At 72.9% G+C, this 14376-nt stretch carries 13 protein-coding genes; 6 read left to right on the plus strand and 7 right to left on the minus strand.

The genetic code is table 11. The features are described from left to right. Positions 1–11 precede the first annotated feature (11 nt). Positions 12–1325, plus strand: coding sequence for an FAD-dependent oxidoreductase (locus tag ACIBP6_RS01780; RefSeq protein WP_397047756.1), 1314 nt, complete (start codon positions 12–14; stop codon positions 1323–1325). Here ACIBP6_RS01780 and ACIBP6_RS01785 read toward each other — a convergent pair. From ACIBP6_RS01785 to ACIBP6_RS01795, 3 genes are all read right to left on the minus strand, one after another. After that, positions 1322–5032 (minus strand): protein kinase domain-containing protein, encoded by a 3711-nt coding sequence (locus ACIBP6_RS01785; RefSeq protein WP_397047758.1) that lies wholly within the window; start codon positions 5030–5032, stop codon positions 1322–1324. The two genes, ACIBP6_RS01780 and ACIBP6_RS01785, sit on opposite strands and share 4 nt — an antisense overlap. A gap of 97 nt (positions 5033–5129) precedes the next feature. Further along, complete coding sequence (locus ACIBP6_RS01790; protein WP_397047760.1) at positions 5130–5684, minus strand: GNAT family N-acetyltransferase; 555 nt, start codon at positions 5682–5684, stop codon at positions 5130–5132. A 13-nt stretch (positions 5685–5697) separates the two neighbouring features. Next, the gene (locus tag ACIBP6_RS01795; RefSeq protein ID WP_397047762.1) at positions 5698–6207 is read right to left on the minus strand and encodes a shikimate kinase; all 510 of its coding nucleotides are present in this window, start codon (positions 6205–6207) and stop codon (positions 5698–5700) included. A gap of 38 nt (positions 6208–6245) precedes the next feature. On the opposite strand from ACIBP6_RS01795, the gene ACIBP6_RS01800 reads away from it, so the two are divergent. Together ACIBP6_RS01800 and ACIBP6_RS01805 are read left to right on the plus strand one after the other, a co-directional pair. After that, positions 6246–6527: a hypothetical protein gene (locus tag ACIBP6_RS01800; RefSeq protein WP_111177880.1), complete on the plus strand. Its 282-nt coding sequence runs from the start codon at positions 6246–6248 to the stop codon at positions 6525–6527. A 13-nt stretch (positions 6528–6540) separates the two neighbouring features. Further along, positions 6541–6924 (plus strand): ChaB family protein, encoded by a 384-nt coding sequence (locus ACIBP6_RS01805; protein WP_132613192.1) that lies wholly within the window; start codon positions 6541–6543, stop codon positions 6922–6924. 162 nt (positions 6925–7086) lie between these two features. Here ACIBP6_RS01805 and ACIBP6_RS01810 read toward each other — a convergent pair whose 3' ends face one another. The 3 genes from ACIBP6_RS01810 to ACIBP6_RS01820 form a co-directional block, all read right to left on the minus strand. Next, on the minus strand, positions 7087–8913 hold the full coding sequence (locus tag ACIBP6_RS01810) for a transketolase (protein WP_397047765.1): 1827 nt from the start codon (positions 8911–8913) through the stop codon (positions 7087–7089). A 124-nt stretch (positions 8914–9037) separates the two neighbouring features. Next, a complete protein-coding gene (locus ACIBP6_RS01815; protein WP_397047767.1) occupies positions 9038–10048 on the minus strand; it encodes an SDR family oxidoreductase in 1011 nt (336 codons plus the stop codon). Positions 10049–10054: 6 nt separating this feature from the next. Beyond that, positions 10055–10312 carry a hypothetical protein gene (locus ACIBP6_RS01820; RefSeq protein ID WP_397047768.1) on the minus strand — a complete coding sequence of 86 codons (258 nt, stop codon included), beginning with the start codon at positions 10310–10312 and terminating at the stop codon, positions 10055–10057. 55 nt (positions 10313–10367) lie between these two features. On the opposite strand from ACIBP6_RS01820, the gene ACIBP6_RS01825 reads away from it, so the two are divergent. The 3 genes from ACIBP6_RS01825 to ACIBP6_RS01835 are packed head-to-tail and all read left to right on the plus strand — an operon-like array spanning position 10368 to position 12449. Further along, on the plus strand, positions 10368–11399 hold the full coding sequence (locus ACIBP6_RS01825; protein WP_397047770.1) for a DNA topoisomerase IB: 1032 nt from the start codon (positions 10368–10370) through the stop codon (positions 11397–11399). 56 nt (positions 11400–11455) lie between these two features. After that, positions 11456–11704 carry a BON domain-containing protein gene (locus ACIBP6_RS01830; RefSeq protein WP_397047772.1) on the plus strand — a complete coding sequence of 83 codons (249 nt, stop codon included), beginning with the start codon at positions 11456–11458 and terminating at the stop codon, positions 11702–11704. Beyond that, positions 11688–12449 (plus strand): metallophosphoesterase family protein, encoded by a 762-nt coding sequence (locus ACIBP6_RS01835; protein WP_397047774.1) that lies wholly within the window; start codon positions 11688–11690, stop codon positions 12447–12449. The genes ACIBP6_RS01830 and ACIBP6_RS01835 overlap by 17 nt, the downstream gene beginning before the upstream one ends. Here the strand turns inward: ACIBP6_RS01835 and ACIBP6_RS01840 are convergent. Further along, positions 12446–14233 (minus strand): PP2C family protein-serine/threonine phosphatase, encoded by a 1788-nt coding sequence (locus tag ACIBP6_RS01840; protein WP_397047776.1) that lies wholly within the window; start codon positions 14231–14233, stop codon positions 12446–12448. The genes ACIBP6_RS01835 and ACIBP6_RS01840 overlap by 4 nt on opposite strands. Positions 14234–14376 lie beyond the last annotated feature (143 nt).

Genomic DNA, 14376 nt, shown 5'->3' on the forward strand with positions numbered 1-14376 from the left:
AGGAGAGCGACGTGACCACACCTGTGTCCGCGAACCCCGTCGATGTCCTGATCGTCGGAGGCGGCATCGGCGGCCTGAGCGCCGCCTTCGCCCTCGCCCGCGAGGGCCTGCGGGTGCGCGTCCTGGAGCGGGCCCGCGCGTTCGGGGAGGTCGGCGCCGGCCTGCAGATCGCGCCCAACTGCACCCGGATCCTGCACGACTACGGCCTGCTGGACGAGGCCAAGAGCCTCGGCGTGCTGCCGAAGAGCATGGTGATGCGCGACGCCGTCGACGGCGGCGAGCTGACCCGCCTGGACCTGGCCGACCTGGAACGCGTGTACGGCTTCCCGTACATGGTCATCCACCGCAGCGACCTGCACGGCATCTTCCTGCGCGCCTGCCGGCGCGCGGCAGTCGACCTGGTCACCGACGCCCGGGTCAGCGGCTACGAGAACACCGCGTCCGGCGCCCAGGTACTGCTGGCGGACGGCCGCGCCGACGAGGCCGGGATCGTCATCGCCGCCGACGGCCTGCATTCTGTCGCACGCGGACTCCTGGCCGACGACCAGCCGGTCAGCTCCTCCTACGTCGCTTACCGCGCCGCCGTACCCATCGAACAGGTCGGCCGCGACGTCGATCTCAGCGAGGTCTCGGTCCACGTCGGCCCGCGCTGCCACTTCGTCCACTACGGGCTGCGCGGCGGCGAGATGCTCAACCAGGTCGCGGTCTTCCAGTCCCCCAAGGCCCTCGCGGGTGAGGAGGACTGGGGCACACCCGACGAGCTCGACCACGCCTTCGCCGCGACCTGCCCGGACGTCCAGGCCGGCATCCCGCTGATGTGGCGCGACCGCTGGTGGCGGATGTTCGACCGCGACCCCATCATGACGTGGGTCGACGGCCACATCGCGCTGCTCGGCGACGCCGCCCACCCGCCGCTGCAGTACATGGCCCAGGGCGCGGTCATGGCCATCGAGGACGGCTGGGTGCTCGCCAGGCACGCCGCCGCGCGCCGCGCCGATGACGGCTCGATCGACTGGCGGGGCGCCCTCGCGGCCTACGAAGCCGTCCGTCCCGAACACTGCCGACGCGTCCTGACCACGGCCCGCGCCTGGGGCGAGCTGTGGCACCTGGACGGCGTCGCCCGCCTCCGGCGCAACGCGCTCCTGCGGGCCCGCGACACCCACGACTACTCGTTCACCGATTGGATCTATGGGCCCACGGCGCTGACACCCGAGGAGGAGCCGCCCATGTTCACGCCGGTCCCGCTGGACTCCGTCGACGTCTCCGGCCGCACCGGCTCGGCCCGGTCCGCCGCTTCCGGGAACGCCACGCCGACGACGGCCTAGCAGATGTCGCGGTAGCCGCTCTCCGGGATCAGACGGGTCCACTCCGCCCTGCTCAGCGGGCCGCCCGCGCGGGCGCACACCTCCCGCACCGCCAGCGCCGGGTCGACCGCCGTCTCGCGTACGGTGCCGTCGAGGGCGACGCCGCGCAGCCGGCGGCCGTCCTGGCTGAAGGCGAGCCCACCGGCCCACGAGCCGATCTGGCCGACCTCGCGCAGCGAACGGGCGTCCCACAACGACGTCCGGGTCGCGTCCACGGCCAGCAGGTCGCCGCCGGGGGAGAAGCGCAGTTCGTCCACCGGCGCGGGGCCCGCCTCGATCGTGCCGAGAGGCTTTCGATCGCGGGCGTCCCAGAGGAGCACCCGGCCGCCCTCCAGCCCGAACGCCAGCCGGTGGCCGTCGGGCGAGAACGCCAGCGCGGTCGCCTCGGCCCCGTCACCGGCGCGGGCCGCGCGTTCCAGCGGGGTGACCTGACCCGTCCGCAGGTCGAGCAGGCGCGCGCCGGCGGCCAGGGTCGTGCCGTCGGGGCTGAAGGCCAGCGCCGGAGCGCCCGCCCCCTCGTACGCCTTGACGCGGCGGCCGGTGCGGACGTCCCAGGTCTCCACGACGCCGCCGCGCGCCGTGGCCAGCGTGCGGCCGTCGGGGGAGAGCGCCACGGACGGGACCTCGCCGCCCGCCTCGATGGCGGCCACCCGCCTGCCGCCGGCCACCTCCCACACGGTCACCGGGTCGCCCGCGACGGCCAGCAGCCGACCGGCCGCGTCGAACGCCAGGTCGCCGGCGGCGTCGATGCGGCCGAGCGTGGTGTGCCGCACGGCGTCGGTGAGCTCGATCGTGTTGCCGACCTCCTTGGCGGCGACGCGGCCGTTGCCGGAGAACTCGGCCACGTGGTCGTCGCCGGACGGCGCCGGCAGGCCGGAGACGTCGAGCGAGACGACGGAGCCGGTGGCGGTGAGGTAGCGCAGGACGCGGCCGTCGGCGGAGAACGCCAGGCCGTGGCCGGGGTCCCTCAGAGGGTAGGAGCCGGTCAGGCGGCGTTCGGCGACGTTCCAGACGCGTACCTCGCCGTCGCCGGGCAGGGCGAGCAGGCGGCCGTCGGGGCTGAAGACCGGCGGCCCGGCCGAGGCGCCCGGCACGACCTCGACGCCGTCCCGCACCTCGACGCCCCAGCCGGCCGCATCCCGCCCCGGCCCCGGAACACGCTCCCGACCCGCCGAGCCGGCCTCCGCACCAGACGCCTCCCGCGGGGTTCCCGGCTCAGGCGTCGTGCCCGCACCGGAGGACCTCCCGGCTCCGGAGGTGCCACGCGTCGCGGGTGTGGGGGCCAGTCGAATGACGCGGAGCTCCTCGGAGCCGCCGTCCACCTCGGTGCCGCGCCGCTCCCCACCGGCGGGAAGCGGAGACTGAGACGTCTCCGAAAGGCGAGCGGCGCGCGTGTCCTCGGCCGAGCGCGACTCCAGCGGGCGAGAGGCGCTCGCGTCTGTGCTCGGGCGCGGGGCGCGGATGCCCGCGGCGGTGTCGTTCCGGGGGCGTGGCGTGGAGGTGGTGGTGAGGGCGCGCGGGTTCGGGGAGAGGCGGTCGAGGGTCCGGCCGGAGTCCGGAGGAGTGCGGGTGGCGGTGACGGGGTGGGGATACTTGGTGGAGGGCGTCACGCCGCGTACGCCGGCCTCCACGAGCGTCACCCCGTCGCGCCCGGCCACGGCCAGCGTGGTGCCCGACGGGCTGAACGCCACGGCCGGCGCGGAGACGTCGGCGCCGGTGAGCGGCTCGACCTTCACGACCCCGACCCGCGCCCGCCGCGGCGCGACCTCCCACAGCTCCACCCGGCCGTCCAGCCCCGACAACGCCACCCTGGACCCGTCGGGCGAGATCGCCGCCTTCCGGTCGGCCACGTCGAACAGCACGCGCGTGCCCCGATACACCTTGGTCCGGTTGCCCCGCCCGATCGCGAAGACCGTCGTCCCGGCGGGCGCCCGCCCGGTGGTCACCTCGAACGGCCGCCCGTCCGCGTCCTCGGCGTACCGGCCGTCGCCGCTCAGCGCCGCGCTGCCGGCCGGCAGCCGGTACGTCGCCGGCCGCCGCCCGCCGACGACGTCCCAGACGGTGACCCCGCCGGTGTCCCATCTGACGAGCTCGTCGCCGCGGAGCACGTGGCGGGCTCCCGGCTCGGCCCAGGGAGCGGTGAAGACGGCCAGCTCCGGCTGCACGAGCGAGGCCTGCAGCGCCGCTCGCGCCTCCGGCACCGGCGACAGCCGCCACGCGGCCACGCTCAGCCGCATCGCGGTCCGCGGGTCGGACGTCCGCAGCGACTCCGCCCTGGCGGCCACGGCCCGGGCGTCGGCCTCGATGACGCGTACGCGCAGGTCGTTCTGCCCCTGCACCGACACCACGGACATCGTCACCGCCGCCGCCAGCAGCGCACCCAGCGTCGCCACCGACGGCGCCAGCAGCTTCCTGCGCTGCTTGGACTGCGCCACGCTGTCGGCGATGAAGTCGCGTTCGAGCTGGTTGAGCCGCAGGTGGCGGCGCTTGGTCGCGGCCCAGCCGAGCGCCGTGTCGAGCTCGGCGCCGCGCAGCAGGTGGCCGCGCCCGCGGCGGTGCTCCGACCAGTGACGGGCGGCCTCGCGGATGCGGCGGTGCACCGGCAGGCCGTCGCGCTCGTCGGCGACCCAGCCGCGCAGCCGTGGCCAGGCGCGGTAGAGCGCGGCGCTGGCGGGCGCCACCCGGTCGTCGCTGACGGCCACCAGCTTGCCGACGGCGGTCTCGGCGGGCGGCACGCGCACGCTGCGGCGTACGACGAGGCCGGCCTCCATGAGCGGGGCCAGCACGTCACCCTCGTCGTGGGGGCTGTCGCCGTCGAGCAGGCGCAGCAGCAGCCCCGGCACCTCCTGCTGCTGGGCGGGCGTGAGCGACAGGTAGACCTGCTCGGCCGCCTCGCCCAGCGACGGCGGGCGTACGTGGCCTTCGGGCGGGCCCAGCTCGACGGCGCTCTCGACCAGCAGCTCGGACGCCGCCGGCCGCTCGGCCGGATCCTTGGCCAGCGCCCGCCCGACCAGCTCGCCCAGCGGCGCCGGCAGGCAGCTCAGATCGGGGTCGGCGGTGAGCAGCCGTCTCATCACGCCGCCCAGGCTTTCGCCGCGGAACGGGTCGCGCCCGGTGGCCGCGAACAGCACCACCGCGCCCCAGGCGAACACGTCCGCCGCCGCCTCGGCCTCCTGCCCGGTCACCACCTCGGGCGCCAGGTACGTGTACGCCCCGCCGACCGTCTCCCCGGCCGGGAGCCCCAGCTCGATCACCTTGGGCCCGCCGGGGGCCAGCAGCACGCTGCCCGGGTTCAGCCCGCGATGCGCCAGCCCGGCCGCGTGCAACGCGTCCAGGGCGGACGCGAGCGCGCCGGCCAGCGCCACCAGCTCGTCACCGGTGTACGGGCCGTGCAGCTCGACGGCACGCCGCAGATCGGGGCCGTCGACGAACTCGCTGACGACGTACGGGACGCCGCCGTCGACGCCGACGGCGACCACCTCCGCCAGGTGCCGGCCGGGCACCCCGGAGAACTCCTGAGCGCTCGCCGCACCCCGAGGGACGGTGACGGCGAACCTGCGGCCCTCGTCGTCGTAGGCGTCGTAGACCACGCCGCTCCCGCCCGCGCCCAGCCTGGCGGCCAGCCAGAGGCCGCCAAGCCTTTCCGGGTCACCAGGCACCAAGCGCATCGTCACTGCAGCTTAGATGCACGACACCGCCCAATGGTTGGCAAAAACGACGCCACAGGTCCCCCGCGCGCCTCGGGGGACCCCGGCGCCATGATCATTATGCCAGCCTTCCGGATCTTGCCTGCCAATCCGGCCGCAGGACGGCCATGAGCACGCAGTCGTGCCAGGCGCCGTCCCACAGCAGGGCGTCGCGTTCGACGCCCTCGGCGACGAATCCGGCCTTCTCGTAGACGTGCCGGGCGCGGTCGTTGAAGGCGTAGACGCTGAGCCTGATCCGGTGCAGCGGCGTGGTGCGGAAGGCGTGCGCGAGGACCAGCTCGATGGCCTCGCTGCCGTAGCCCTTGCCGAAGACCCGTGGGCCGATCAGGGCGATGCGCAGGTTGCACGACAGGTTGGCGGTGTCGACCTCGTTGAGCACGACCTCGCCGACGTACGCGCCGCCGGCCGTGATCGCGAGGTCCAGGCGGTTGGGCTGGCCGGCGCGGGTGGCGTACCACTGGCGGGCCAGGCCGGCGTCGACCCCGGCGTGCGAGCCGCTCAGCCTGCGCACCTCGGGGTCGGAGACCAGCTCGACCAGGCCCTCGGCGTGCTCGGGGCCGACCGGGACCAGGGTGACGCGCTCTCCCGCGAGCGTGGGCTTGTCGGCGAACATCCCCCGTGGTCTATCACGCCTGATCGGCGGCGGGCGAACCGAGGTCCCGCAGCACCGCGTCGCGCACCTGCTCGGGGCGGAGCTCGCCGACGTCGTAGACCGCGTCCGCCACCGCACGGAAGTACGGCTCGCGCCGCGCCCGCATCGCCGCCGGGCCGAAGTCGGGCCGGTGGTCGCTGGATCGCATCCGCTCGGCCAGCACCTCGTCGGCGGCGTCCAGCCAGACCGCGAACGCCTGCTTCAGCGCCGTGCGCACCCGCGGATCCTCCACCGTGCTGGCCGCCGCCGCGATCACCTTCGGCTCGCCCTCCAGCTCGTGCAGCACGTGCTCGGCCTCGTACCGGTGCAATGCCTCGGCGCCCTCGCGGGCGGCGATCTGCGCGGCCGTCCCTCCGTGCCTGGCCTTCAGGTACGGGTCGCTGTCGCTCAACGGCAGGCCGAGCGCCTCGCCGATCAGCCGGCCCGCGGTCGTCTTGCCTGAGCCCATCAGTCCGATCACCACGACGGGTTTGTTTTTCGACATGTGGATAGGGGTTCCTTCGTGTCAAGGAGGTAAATCTGATGACCATCGCCGGAAGCATCATCCTCATCATGCTCGGGGCGATCCTCACCTGGGCCGTCGAGTTCGACCTCGCCGGCCTCGACATCAACGTAGTCGGCGTGATCCTCATGCTCGGTGGCCTGGTCGGACTCGGGTTCGGCATCTACCGGATCAGCGTGACGCGCAGGGCGGTCGGCCCCATCGACGAGCCGGTGCACCGCCACGAGATCTACGAGGAGCCCGAGGCTCGCCGCACCACCGTGTACGAGGAGCGGAGGCACTACGACGAACCGCCGCTGTAGGAGGTGAAACGGAATGCCAGCAGTCGAAGAACTGCCTTCGACCATCAAGCGCTCGCCGAAGAAGGCGCAGAACACGTGGATCAAGGCGCACGACTCCGCGGTCAAGGAGTACGGAGAGGGGCGGCGCGCCCACATGACGGCCTTCGCGGCGCTCAAGCACTCCTTCGAGAAGGTGGGAGACCACTGGGAGCCGAAGTCGAAGAAGGGCCCCTCGGACAAGGGCGCGACGGACCGGTCGGGCCGGACCGCCGAGGGGGTCGACGCCAACGCCAGCAAGGAGCACCTGCAGGACGTGGCCGCCAAGCTGGGCGTCAAGGGCCGTTCGAAGATGAAGAAGCAGGAGCTGGTCGACGCCATCAAGAAGGCGAACCGCAAGGCCACGGCCAAGTCCCGCTGACCGGAGCCCCGGCCGTCAGGAGCCGGCGAGGGGGCGGCGGTGAACCACCGCCCGCCCCGCTCGCCGGCTCCTTCTTCGTGGGCGCACCACCGCTCGCCCCGCTCGCCGGCTTCTTCGTGGACGCACCGCCGGCGGCCCGGGTCGCCGGCTTCCTCGTGCTCGTCACAGCAGCCGCTTGACGGCCCCGGCGATGGCGTTGCGGTCGATGCGGGCGTCGGCGAGCTGCTCATGCGGGGTCGCCGAGCCGGGCAGGTCGGTCACCGCCAGCTTCACCACCCGCGGACCGAGCTCGCTCACCGCGTCCATGACCGCGTCGCCCAGCCCGCCCTCGATCCGGTGGTCCTCCACCGTGATCAGGTTGCCGGTGGTGGTGGCCGCCTCGGCCAGCGCCGCCGTGTCCACGGGCTTGACCGAGTACAGGTCGATGACCCCGACCGGCACCCCGGACGCGCGCAGCTCGTCGGCCGCCGCCAGCGCCTCGTGCACGGTGACCCCGGCGGCCACGATCGTGGCCCGGTCAGCGGGGGACTGGCGCAGCACCCGTGAGCCGCCCACCGGGAACCGCTCGCCCGGCGGGTAGATGACCGGCGTGTCGCCGCGCGTGGTCCGCAGGTAGGAGATCCCCTCCAGGTCGGCCATCTCGGCCGTCAGCGCCGCCGTCTGGTTGGCGTCGCACGGGTAGAGCACGGTGCTGCCGTGCACGGCCCGCAGCATGGCCAGGTCCTCCAGCCCCATCTGGGACGGCCCGTCCTCGCCGATCGCGACGCCCGCGTGCGAGCCGACCAGCTTCACGGACGCCCGGCTCACCGCGGCCATCCGGATGAAGTCGTACGCCCGGGTGAGGAACGCCGCGAAGGTCGCCGCGTACGGCTTCCACCCGCGCACCTGCAGCCCGACGGCGGCCGCCACGAGCTGCTGCTCGGCGATGAACATCTCGAAGAACCGCTCCGGGAACGCCTTGGCGAACGCCTCGGCCTTGGTGGAGTCGGCCACCTCGCCGTCCAGCGCCACGACGTCGCCACGGGCCGCGCCGAGCGCCTCCAGCGCCTGACCGTAGGCCGTCCGGGTGGCGACCTCGTCGCCCACGTCGTACGCGGGCAGCTCCAGCTTCCCGTCCTCGAACCGGAACGGCGAGCCGTTCGCCTCCGGCGCCCGCACCTGGACGCGGACGTCGCGGACGCCGCCGAGCTCCTCGATGGCCTGGGCGGCGTCCTTGAGCGGCTTGCCGTGGGCGCCCTCGCGGTTGGCGACGTCCTGCACGCCCTCGCCCTTGCGGGTCTTGGCCAGGACGACGGTGGGCCGGCGGCGGGTGCCGCAGGCGTCCTCCAGGGCGTAGTCGATCTGCGCGGGGTCGTGCCCGTCGACCTCGATCGTGTGCCAGCCGAACGCGGCGAACCTGCGCGCGTAGGCGCCGGTGTCCCAGCCGTGGCGGGTGGGGCCGCGCTGGCCGAGCCGGTTGACGTCCACGATCGCCGTCAGGTTGTCCAGCCCCTCGGTGCCCGCGTGCTCGGCGGCCTCCCAGATGGAGCCCTCCGCCAGCTCGCTGTCGCCGCACAACACCCAGACCCGGTACGGCATGCGTTCCAGCCGTCCCGCCATGGCGAGGCCCACTCCCACGGGCAGCCCCTGGCCGAGCGAGCCGGTGGCGACGTCCACCCAGGGCAGCCGGGGCGTGGGGTGCCCCTCCAGCCGGCTGCCCCTGCGCCGGAACGACAGCAGCTCTTCGTCGGAGATCGCCCCCGCCGCCTTGTAGAGCGCGTACAGCAGGGGAGAGGCGTGCCCCTTGGAGAAGATCAGGTGGTCGTTGGCCGGGTCGCCCGGCTCGGCGAAGTCGTAGCGCAGGTGCCGGGCGAACAGCACGGCCATCAGGTCGGCCGCCGACATGGACGAGGTCGGATGGCCGGAGCCCGCCTCGGCCGCGGCCCGTACGGAGTCGACGCGCAGTTGCGCCGCCAGGTCGGCCAGGTACTGCAGATCGCGTTCGGGCATCATGGACCTCCTCGATACGGATTCCAGCCACGCCTACCCGCGCCCGGCGGGCTTAACGCGGCCGTCCCGATGCCCGAGGAGGCCCGAGGAGGTCCGGGCAGGTCCGATGAGGTCCGAGCCGGTTTCAGGCGCGCCTGGCGCGCAGCGCGGCCATGGCGGCCGCCGCCGCGCCCCCGGCCAGCGTCACGAGCACCGGGCGGCGGTTCTTGGACAGCCAGAACTGCACGCTGCGCCCGTGCGAGCGGTCGTCGAACGCGCCGTGGGCGCCGTAGTCGGCGGACTCGTCGGCCGGCTGCCACAGGTTGGCCACGCCGGTCGGCTCCTTGTCGTCGGTCTGCTGCGACTTCGTGCCGGTCCTCGCCAAGTACCGGTCCACCAGAGCGGGGGCCACGCGCTGGGCCAGGAGGGTGGCGGCCGTGCTGGCGCCCACCCAGTACTCCTTGCGCTCGGGGTGCTCGGCCGCGTGCACGATCGCGCGGGCCGCGACCTCCGGCTGGTAGATCGGGGGAACGGGCTGGGGGTGGCGGCGCAGCTTCGACAGCACCCACTCGAACTGGGGCGTGTTCACCGCGGGCAGTTGCACGAGGGTGATGTCGATGCCGCTGCGGTCGGCCAGCAGCTCCGTGCGGACCGACTCGGTGAAGCCCTTGATGGCGTGCTTGGCGCCGCAGTACGCCGACTGCAGGGGGATGCCGCGGTACGACAGGGCCGAGCCGGTCTGGACGATCGTGCCGGCGTTGCGCGGGCGCATCAGGTCCAGGGCCACCTTGGTGCCCCAGACGTAGCCCAGGTAGGTCACCGCGGTCGTACGTTCATACTCATCGGGGGATATGTCGGAGAATTTCGCGAAAACTGATGAAAAAGCAGTGTTGATCCATACGGAAATCGGCCCCATCTCCGCCTCGATGCGCTCGGCCGCGCTCCGTACCTGGTCGTAGTCGGCCATGTCGGCCTCGTAGCCGAGGCCCGTGCCGCCCTCGGCCCCGACGTCCACCGCCGCGGCTCCGAGCCCGGTCGTGCCCCGGGCGATCAGGGCCACCTTGGCCCCGCGCGCGCCCAGCTCCCTGGCGACGGCACGCCCGACACCGCCGCTCGCGCCCGTCACCACCGCCACCCGCCCTCGAAGTGGTGCCATGCCGGGTCAGCCCGCCTCTCCGTCGCTCCGCCGTTTCTGCCGTCGTACCGCCAGGGTGATGTCGATCACCGTCAGGACGCCCAGCACGACCGCGATGCCGCTCAACACCACAGCCCCGGTGATGAAACCGAGCACCGCGAACGCGAACAGGAACACCAGCAGGAAGGAGCCCACCCTGATGTGCACCACGTCGCGCGGGGTGGCGGGCACCATGGCGTGCCCTCGGGAATCCCGCTCCTCGTGCCACTTTCCGTTGTCATGCATGCCGCATCACCTGCCCGTGCCGTTTGCGGCCTAACGTCGTGGGTAGCCGCGCAACGTGCCCGAGCAAGCTGTCCGGAACGACGTCGACCTGCACCTCAGCGACCAGAGTGAGCCGGGCATCATCCGGCGTCGGCGGGGGCGCGGGTTCGGCTACGTCGGCCCCGACGGCCGGCCGGTGCGCGACCGCGAGACGCTGGAGCGCATCAGGTCCCTGGCCATCCCCCCGGCCTGGGCGGACGTCTGGATCTGTGCCTCGCCCCACGGCCATCTGCAGGCCGTCGGCACCGACTCCGCCGGGCGGCGGCAGTACCGCTACCACGACGCCTGGCGCGAACAGCAGGACCGGGCGAAGTTCGACCGGGTGCTGGAGGTGGCCGAGCGGCTGCCCGCGTTCAGGAAGACCGTGGACGACCAGCTCAAGGGGCGCGGGCTGACCCGGCAGCGGGTCCTGGCCGCCGCCGCCCGGCTGCTCGACATCGGCTTCTTCCGCATCGGCGGTGAGAGCTACGACACCTACGGGCTGGCCACGCTCAGGATGGATCACGTCACCTGCGCGAACGGCATCGTCGTCTGCTCCTACCAGGCCAAGGGCGACATCCCGCGCGAGGTCGAGGTGGCCGACCCGGGCGCGTGCAAGGTGCTGCGCTCGCTCAAGGCGCTGGGCGTGGACGGCGAGCTGCTGCGCTACCGGCACGCCGGCGGCTGGAACGACGTGCGCAGCGAGGACATCAACGAGTACCTGCGCGAGATCATCGGCTACGAGGTCACCGCGAAGGACTTCCGCACCTGGCACGCCACGGTGCTCGCGGCGGTCGGCCTCGCGGTGTCCCGGCCGGCGGGCCGGACCGGGCCGGGCGGCAGGAAACGGGCGATCACCCGGGTGATGCGGGAGGTCTCCGAATACCTGGGCAACACGCCGACCGTGGCGAGGGCGTCGTACGTGGACCCGCGCGTGGTGGAGGCGTACGACCGGGACCGGACGATCGCGGCGGCGCTGACCGAGCTGGGGGCGGACGCGGACTTCGGGCAGCTCGCCACGGCGGGTCCCGTCGAACGGGCGGTCATAGAACTGATACGCGGTATTTGAAGTCGTTTGAGCTGTTCGTCCCCGGGCATGCGGCGACGTGAAGAAGGAGGCGAGTGATGGAAGCTCCGCAGTACGTCGCGGCCCGTGTCCAGCAGGCGCTGGCCGAGGACGGACGCACGCACGAGCTCGGAATTCGCGTCGACATCAGAGGCGACCAGCTGTTCCTGCGCGGCCAGGTCAGCGGGTCCGAGCAGCGCGAAAGGCTCGGCCAGGTCGCGCACGAGGCCGCGCCCGAGCTCCACGTGCACAACGAGATCAACGTCGTCGAGGCCACCGAGCCGGGGGAGGATGAGCACCTTGACTGACCTGCGCATAGCGGCCGTGGGCGACATCCACCTGGGAGAGGACGTCAGAGGCCAGTACCGCAAGAAGCTCGTCGGCATCGAGGAGCGCGCGGACGTGTTCATGCTCGCGGGCGACCTGACCCGGCACGGCACTCTCGAGGAGGGCAAACTCGTGGCCGACGAGCTGCGCGGCCTGCCCATCCCCGTCGTCACGGTGCTCGGCAACCACGACTACCACTCCGACCTGGAGCACGAGATCGCCGAGGAGCTGCGCGCCGCGGGCGTCATCGTGCTCAACGACGACGGCGTGGTCGTCCAGTGCGGCGAGCACAAGCTGGGCGTGGTCGGCGGCAAGGGCTTCGGCGGCGGCTTCGCGGGCAAGTGCGCCAGCGAGTTCGGCGAGCGCGAGATCAAGAACTTCGTCTCCCACACGCGCGGCATCGCCGAGTCCTGGAAGATGGCGCTCAAGGAGATGGAGGCCGACCAGCGTGTGGTGCTCTCCCACTACTCCCCGATCAAGGAGACGCTGGAGGGCGAGCCGCACGAGATCTACCCCTTCCTCGGCAGCTACCTGCTGGCCGAGGCGGTCGACACGGCGGGCGCCGACCTCATCCTGCACGGCCACGCGCACAAGGGCAGCGAGAAGGGCATGACGCCGGGCGGCATCAGGGTCCGCAACGTGGCCCTGCCGGTGCTCGGCAGGGCGTACGCGGTCTACTGCCTGACCTGCGCCGAGAGCCCCTCGCACGACGAACACCAGCACTAGAACACGCGCAGGGCGAGGACGCAGATGTCGTCCTCGGCCGTCTCGACCCCCAGCTCCCGCAGCAGGCAGTCGATCAGCTCCTCGGGGTCGTCGTGGCCGTCGTGGTCGCACGAGCGGGCCGCGTCGAGCAGGGCGTCCAGGCCGGTGCCGTAGTCCGCGCCGCGGCGCTCGACGATGCCGTCGGTGTAGAGCAGCAGGGTGTCGCCGGGCCGCAGCTGCACGGTGGACATGCCGTACTCGGTGGCGTCGAACGCGCCCAGCATGATCCCCGACCTGCCCTCCACCAGCTCGACCTGGCCCTCCCTGATGAGGATGGGCGCGGGATGGCCGGCGTTCGTCCAGCACAGGGTGCGGTTCTCCGGGTCGAGGTGGCCGATGAGGGCCGTGCTGGTCACCGTGACGCCCTCGGCGGAGTTCACGATGAGGTCGTTCAGCCAGGTGGCCAGGCGGCTGGGCGGCGCGCCCGTGTACGCCAGCCCGGCCAGGCCGGCGCGCGTCTGGAGCATGACGCTCGCCGCGGTCAGGCCGTGCCCCATCGCGTCGCCGATGGCGACGAGCACCCTGCCGTCCGGGATCTGGCGGACCTTGAACCAGTCGCCGCCCAGCCGGAAGAGGTCCTCGCCGGGCAGGTAGCGCACCGCGGCGGTCACCCCGGGCAGGTGCACGATGCCGCGCCGCATCGGCAGGATCGTGTTCTGCAGCTGGACGGTGACCTGATGCTCCTCCTCGGCCCGCTGGCGCTGCTTGTGCGCCTGCTGGTGCGCCACGGCCAGGGCACGCTCCCTGCGCCGGCTGCGGGTCACGTCCTGGGCCAGGCAGCGCACCTTGACCGGCACGCCGTTCGCGTCGAGGATCGGCTCGCTGAACATGCTGAGATGCCGCACCCCGTGCCGGTGCAGGACGCGGTACTCCGTCTCGACCGCCTCACGGAACTCCAGCAGCGAGCGCAGCTGCTCCTCGACCACGGGCACGTCGTCCGGGATCACCGCCGTGGGCAGGTCCTCCAGCGCCATCGGTCCCTCGGAACGGTCGCGCCCGAACATCTCGTACATCTGGGGCGTCCACAGCGTGTGGTCCGAGGCCAGGTTCCACTCGGCCCAGCCGAACTCGGCCAGGCGCTGGGCGCGTTCCCAGCCCGAGACGAGCAGCTCCTCCTCGTCCAGCAGGCGCCAGGTGGCCAGGATGCCGTCCTCGATCTTGGCCACGCGCACGCTCAACGTGGCCGGCCAGAGCACGGAGTCCATGATCTCGACGTACTCCAGCGGCTCGCGGAAGAAGGGCTCGCCGGTCTCGTAGACGCGGACGTAGGCGTCCAGCAGGCCCGCGGCGCTTCCTGGGCTGATGGAGAGCAGGCGCCGCCCGGCCACGTCCGGCCCCTTCATGCCGGCGACGGTGGTGGCGCTCTCGTTGGCGGCGAGGATCCGGAAATCCACGATGCGGGCGGTGGCGTCGCGGACGGGGGTGAGGTAGGCGACCGAGGCGTGGCCGGTGTCCAGGACGCCCTGCAGCCACCCGGGCGGCTCGGGTGGCTTCTCGGTCTCCTCCTGCGGGGGCTCCACGCCCCTGGCGACGTCGACCAGGGCGAGCCCGCTGTGCTGCGCCGTCCTGGCGAGCTCCTGCGCCGCCTCGCCGGGACGGATGTTCAGCCTGATCGCCAGCCTGGCGATGGCCTCCGCGACGATGGCCTCGCCGCGCATGTGCTGCCGCAACCGTGCGAGCTGGTCGCGAATCCTCGCCGAGGCGGCGCCCGATTCGTAGCGGCTGAGCGGCGCGTATTCGGTCACACGCCACTCATGCCCTTGATGGGGGAAATAAGAAGGTTAGACGCTGATATTTCAGCAAAAGTAGCAATGCCGCTGGGCCGTTCTCGGAGATCGGCCCAGCGGCTGTGCCTGTCGTGTCGGACGATGAACCGCTGCCGCGACGC

This window comes from Nonomuraea terrae, from assembly GCF_044465245.1.
In the GTDB taxonomy this organism is placed as follows: domain Bacteria; phylum Actinomycetota; class Actinomycetes; order Streptosporangiales; family Streptosporangiaceae; genus Nonomuraea; species Nonomuraea terrae.

Excerpts from the sequence above, each read along its gene's own strand:
- ACIBP6_RS01785 (WP_397047758.1), bottom strand. The coding sequence starts at position 5,032 with ATGCGCTTGGTGCCTGGTGACCCGGAAAGGCTTGGCGGCCTCTGGCTG.
- ACIBP6_RS01790 (WP_397047760.1), bottom strand. The coding sequence starts at position 5,684 with ATGTTCGCCGACAAGCCCACGCTCGCGGGAGAGCGCGTCACCCTGGTC.
- ACIBP6_RS01795 (WP_397047762.1), bottom strand. The coding sequence starts at position 6,207 with ATGTCGAAAAACAAACCCGTCGTGGTGATCGGACTGATGGGCTCAGGC.
- ACIBP6_RS01800 (WP_111177880.1), top strand. The coding sequence starts at position 6,246 with ATGACCATCGCCGGAAGCATCATCCTCATCATGCTCGGGGCGATCCTC.
- ACIBP6_RS01805 (WP_132613192.1), top strand. The coding sequence starts at position 6,541 with ATGCCAGCAGTCGAAGAACTGCCTTCGACCATCAAGCGCTCGCCGAAG.
- ACIBP6_RS01810 (WP_397047765.1), bottom strand. The coding sequence starts at position 8,913 with ATGCCCGAACGCGATCTGCAGTACCTGGCCGACCTGGCGGCGCAACTG.
- ACIBP6_RS01815 (WP_397047767.1), bottom strand. The coding sequence starts at position 10,048 with ATGGCACCACTTCGAGGGCGGGTGGCGGTGGTGACGGGCGCGAGCGGC.
- ACIBP6_RS01820 (WP_397047768.1), bottom strand. The coding sequence starts at position 10,312 with ATGCATGACAACGGAAAGTGGCACGAGGAGCGGGATTCCCGAGGGCAC.
- ACIBP6_RS01830 (WP_397047772.1), top strand. The coding sequence starts at position 11,456 with ATGGAAGCTCCGCAGTACGTCGCGGCCCGTGTCCAGCAGGCGCTGGCC.
- ACIBP6_RS01835 (WP_397047774.1), top strand. The coding sequence starts at position 11,688 with ATGAGCACCTTGACTGACCTGCGCATAGCGGCCGTGGGCGACATCCAC.